The sequence below is a fragment of the Flavobacterium sp. genome, assembly GCF_027531705.1.
Classification (GTDB): Bacteria; Bacteroidota; Bacteroidia; order Flavobacteriales; family Flavobacteriaceae; genus Flavobacterium.
The window spans coordinates 1-2,623 of record NZ_JAPZSP010000023.1; the positions used below are offsets into that span (position 1 = coordinate 1).

Genomic DNA, 2,623 nt, shown 5'->3' on the forward strand with positions numbered 1-2,623 from the left:
TCCCATCCCGAACAGAGAAGTTAAGCCCGCCTGCGCAGATGGTACTGCCATTTGTGGGAGAGTATGTCGCCGCCTTTTTTTAAAACCTCAATCTTTACAGATTGAGGTTTTTTTGTTTTAAAAACTTTGTAGAAAAATAAAACAAGTGATATGCGATGTTTGGTTTCCACATTGTACAATAAGTATTTAATTTATGATATAGCAGGCTTTTTTATTATAACCTCACCTATATGACTGAGTTTTTTTGGAGTTAATTATATTTTTAAATAAAAAAAGCAACATCTTGTAATGTTGCTTTTTTTGAATAGTATTGTAACTGTATATTATCCGTGAACTGTTTCTGATTTTCCATAATTGGTGATTAGTTCTCCTTCAAATTCTAACCATTCTGCCCAACGTTTGTCAATATTAACTTTTTCTGTGTATTTTCTGGCAAACTTTAGAAAAGTTGTGTAATGACCTGCTTCACTTATCATTAATTCTCTATAGAATTCTGCTAGTTTTTTATCTTCAATATTTTGAGATAATACTTTAAAACGCTCGCAACTTCTTGCTTCAATCATCGCAGAAAATAATAATCTGTCTATAAAAGAATCATTTCTACTTCCATCTTTTTTCATGAACTTGAAAAGTTCGTTTACATAGTGGTCTTTTCTTTCTCTACCTAATTTTAATCCGCGCTCCTTAATTATGTTGTGAACCATTTGGAAGTGTTCTAATTCTTCTTTAGCTATTTCCAACAAATCAGTAACTAATTCTTCGTGTTCTGAATTATAGGTTATGATTGTAATAATGTTTGTTGCAGCCTTTTGCTCGCACCAAGCATGATCTGTTAGAATTTCTTCAATGTTTGATTCAACTATTGTAACCCATCTTGGGTCGGTTTTTAATTTTAGACCTAACATTTTTGTGTATTTTTAATTTGTTGTAAAATTAAATCTTTTCTTTGTAATTGTATTTGATATTATGCTAAAATCTAAAACTTTATTAATTATTGGCTTTGTTTGGCCGGAACCAAAATCATCTGCTGCTGGTAGTAGAATGATTCAGTTAATTGATCTATTCCAAGCGAATGACTATGAAATAACTTTTGCATGTACTGCACAAAATTTAGAATTTTCAGAAGATATTTCAGTTTTAGGAGTTACAGCAAAAACTATTGAATTAAATTCTTCAAGTTTTGATGACTTTGTAAAAGAGTTAAATCCAACTATTGTTTTATTTGATCGATTTATGGTGGAAGAACAATTTGGTTGGCGTGTTTCAGAAAGCTGTCCAAATACTTTAAAAATGCTTGACACAGAAGATTTGCATTGTTTACGTCAAGCAAGACAACTTGCAGTTAAAGAAAATCGAGAGTTTACATATGAAGATTTATTTTCAGATGTTGCTAAAAGAGAAATTGCGAGTATTCTTCGTTGTGATTTATCGTTGATGGTTTCGGAATTTGAAATAGAATTGCTTCAAAAGCAGTTTAATGTTTCAAAAGATTTATTGTTTTATTTGCCAATTTTTGCAGAAAGATTGAATGAAATTTCATCTATTGCAGAACGAAACGATTTTATTTTTATTGGAAACTTTTTGCATGAACCAAATTGGGATTGTGTAAAATATTTATCTGAAATAATTTGGCCTCTATTAAATAAGAAATTACCTGATGCTAAAATGTTGATTTATGGAGCTTATCCATCACAAAAAGTTTTGGAGTTGCATAAGCCGAAACAAAATTTCTATATTAAAGGAAGAGCAGATGATGCTTTAGAAGTTATAAAAAACGCTAAAGTTGTTTTAGCACCGATTCGTTTTGGTGCCGGAATTAAAGGCAAATTACTTGAAGCGATGCAATGTGGAACTCCAAGTATAACCTCTTCAATTGGAGCAGAAGCTATGGCTGGAGATTTTGAGTGGAATGGTTTTGTGAAAGACAATCCAAATGAGTTTGTAGATGCAGCTGTTCAACTTTATGAAGATGAAAACTTATGGAAACAGGCTCAAGAAAATGGATTTGAGATTTTAGATAAACGTTATAGAAAATCACTTTTTGAAAAGTATTTTATTGTTGAAATTAATTCGCTTTCAGATAATTTGAAACAACATCGTAATAAAAATTTTATTGGTTTGATTTTGCAACATCATTTAGTTTCTAGTACAAAGTATATGAGTAAGTGGATTGAGGAAAAGAATAAGAAATAATAGAGTTTATTTATTCTGACTTCTATTCAATACATTACCTAATTAGCCCTGATTGGAGTGGCACGAAGTAGAACGGAAAGCAGGAATATGGAAACCTAAAATGCCCGAACCATTCGCTCCAAAATAAAAAATCCCGCTCATTTCTGAACGGGATTTGTATTTATATCACTTTTGATTATGCTAACATCGTCACTGGATTTTCGATAAACAGTTTTAATGTTTGTAAAAATTGTGCTCCTGTTGCGCCATCAATTGTTCTGTGATCGCACGCTAATGATAACATCATAGTGTTCCCAACTACGATTTGTCCGTTTTTAACAACTGGTTTTTCGATTATGGCTCCAACTGAAAGGATTGCTGAGTTTGGTTGGTTGATAATTGAATTAAATTCAACTATACCAAACAGTCCAAGATGAGAAACTGTAACTGT

The 2,623-nt window shown here is 31.5% G+C and carries 3 protein-coding genes and 1 rRNA gene; 2 read left to right on the top strand and 2 right to left on the bottom strand.

Annotated elements, in window-relative coordinates; translation table 11 throughout:
• Positions 1 to 78 (top strand): 5S ribosomal RNA (gene rrf, locus O9267_RS09610); the annotation flags it as partial.
• A gap of 245 nt (positions 79 to 323) precedes the next feature.
• Here rrf and O9267_RS09615 read toward each other — a convergent pair.
• Entirely contained in the window at positions 324 to 905 is a 582-nt protein-coding gene (locus O9267_RS09615; RefSeq protein ID WP_298178649.1) for a tRNA-(ms[2]io[6]A)-hydroxylase, read from the bottom strand.
• A gap of 61 nt (positions 906 to 966) precedes the next feature.
• Between O9267_RS09615 and O9267_RS09620 the strand changes: the two genes are divergently transcribed.
• Positions 967 to 2,193 carry a glycosyltransferase gene (locus O9267_RS09620; RefSeq protein ID WP_298178651.1) on the top strand — a complete coding sequence of 409 codons (1,227 nt, stop codon included), beginning with the start codon at positions 967 to 969 and terminating at the stop codon, positions 2,191 to 2,193.
• Between the two features lie 175 nt (positions 2,194 to 2,368).
• Here O9267_RS09620 and O9267_RS09625 read toward each other — a convergent pair.
• The coding region (locus O9267_RS09625) for a 2-oxo acid dehydrogenase subunit E2 (RefSeq protein ID WP_298178653.1) at positions 2,369 to 2,623 on the bottom strand (255 nt) is incomplete at its 5' end.

Excerpts from the sequence above, each read along its gene's own strand:
- O9267_RS09620 (WP_298178651.1), top strand. The coding sequence starts at position 967 with ATGCTAAAATCTAAAACTTTATTAATTATTGGCTTTGTTTGGCCGGAA.
- O9267_RS09615 (WP_298178649.1), bottom strand. The coding sequence starts at position 905 with ATGTTAGGTCTAAAATTAAAAACCGACCCAAGATGGGTTACAATAGTT.